At 49.7% G+C, this 1,842-nt stretch carries 2 protein-coding genes and 1 pseudogene; all 3 read right to left on the bottom strand.

Going from position 1 to position 1,842, the window contains the following annotated elements; all coding sequences use genetic code 11:
- A pseudogene (locus B9N66_RS09545) lies at positions 1-421 on the bottom strand (toxin-antitoxin system YwqK family antitoxin); the annotation flags it as partial.
- Between the two features lie 107 nt (positions 422-528).
- Entirely contained in the window at positions 529-1,035 is a 507-nt protein-coding gene (locus B9N66_RS09540; RefSeq protein ID WP_087580817.1) for a DNA-deoxyinosine glycosylase, read from the bottom strand.
- A gap of 134 nt (positions 1,036-1,169) precedes the next feature.
- The coding region (locus B9N66_RS09535; RefSeq protein ID WP_257639822.1) for a thiamine pyrophosphate-dependent enzyme at positions 1,170-1,842 on the bottom strand (673 nt) is incomplete at its 5' end.

Genomic DNA, 1,842 nt, shown 5'->3' with positions numbered 1-1,842 from the left:
GCCCGTCGCGGACGTCATTTTTGTATTCACTCTCGCCCATCAGAGCGCCGCTATCTGCATGGTAGTGCTTCGCCGTGCCCTCGCGGACGCCGTTTTTTAGGGGGTATTCGTTTGAGGGCTTGTCCCTACCGTCAAAATAGTCCCTGTATCGAACCGCCGTGCCGCCCTGCACGTCTATCTCGCGTATGAGCGTGGGCGGCAGGGGTTTTAGCCTCAGATAGACCATGCCCATCGCATTTACGTCATATAGGTCCTCGACGCTGTAGCGAAGCATCTTTAGCGTGCCGTCGTAGAGCTTGCCTTTTACGTAGTAAAGCCCGTTTTTTAGGCTCGCTTCTGGCTTCATTACGACTTTTGGCTCTAGTGCTTGCGCACCGATGGCTAGAAGCTGAAGTAGAAATAGAAATTTTAGGATTTTCATGGTTTTTCCTGCTTTGTTTGATTTGGGTAATTTTAAAATTTGAAACTAAATTTAAGATGAAGGTGCGGTTATTTCGGATGAGTTAGACTTAAAGGCTCGCGTCAAATTTATCCGTCTTTTAGCGCCTCCGCGACGACCGCCCACTCTTGCACGAGCCTTTCAAGGCTAAAATTTGCATTTGCAGGGCTAGTTGAAGGCAGTTTGACGGCCTCTTTGCCTGTCGCATTTAAAATTTGAGTTTTTAGATATTTTTCGCAGATTTCGTGCGCCTTGCCGCCGTTGGCGTAGACTTGCGTGATCTTTGCGACTTTAAAGATCGGCACTAAATTTACAGGCGCAACGGCAGTCATTTTGGCGTCGCTCGAGCCCTTTATCTCGCAGGATATCGCAGCGTCGTAGATGGCGATGCGGTGAGCGAGCAGGAATTTTATCTTCTCATCCGTGCTAACAGGCAGCGGAGCGTTTAAAATCCTGGCCAGAACACGCCAAAAGCGATTTTGCGGATTTGCGTAGTAAAAGCCAATTTTACGAGAAACGACGGAAGGAAAGGATCCGAGCATTAAAATTTTAGAGTTTTTATCAAAAATCGGTTTAAAAGGATGGACTTGACTCATTTTGCGCCTTTTAAATTTGCCGTGTTAAATTTAAAATTTTCAAATTTGGAAGCAAATTTAACCGCCCAAACGAGCGGCTAAATTTACAGATATTTTCCCTCGCCCGTCAAATTTGAGCGAGAGAAATTTGCGCCCTACTCGGCGTTTTCGTTAGCCTGGGCTTCCGCGCTAGACTCGACCTCATCGCTAAAGTCAGCCAAACTTAGGCGTTTTAGCTGGCGGTAGCGTCTTTGCGCGTCGGCCTTGTTTTTAGCCAGCAGCTCGTCCGCGTGCTCAGGGTTGGTTTTCTTAAGCGAATTGTAGCGAACCTCGTTTAGCAAAAACTCCTCGTAAAGCGACCAGTCCGGCTCTTTTGAGGTCATTTTGAGCGGATTTTTGCCCTCTTTGATTAGGCGCGGATCGTAGACGTAGGTCGGCCAGTAGCCGCATTTTGTCGCTAGCTCGCCCTGATCGCCCGAGAGCGCCATACCGCCCTTGATACCGTGCGCGATGCACGGCGAATACGCGATCACGAGGCTAGGTCCATCGTATGCTTCGGCTGCGGCGATGGCTTTTATCGTGTTTGCTTGGCTCGAGTTTGAGTTGATCTGCGCTACGAAGATATTTCCGTAGGTCATCGCGATGTAGCCCAGATCTTTTTTCTGCATCGGCTTGCCGCTAGCGGTAAACTGCGCTATCGAGCCCGCGCGGCTTGATTTTGAGCTCTGGCCGCCGGTGTTTGAGTAGACCTCGGTGTCAAGTACGAGCACGTTTACGTTCTCGCCGCTAGCTAGCACGTGATCAAGCCCGCCAAAGCCGATGTCGTAC

This window comes from Campylobacter concisus, assembly GCF_002165775.1.
Taxonomy (GTDB): Bacteria; Campylobacterota; Campylobacteria; order Campylobacterales; family Campylobacteraceae; genus Campylobacter_A; species Campylobacter_A concisus_E.
Note: the sequence above shows the minus strand (reverse complement) of the source record. Positions and strands in the feature narration are given on the sequence as shown.

Coding starts and splice junctions, on each gene's coding strand:
- B9N66_RS09540 (WP_087580817.1), bottom strand. CDS start 1,035: ATGAGTCAAGTCCATCCTTTTAAACCGATTTTTGATAAAAACTCTAAA.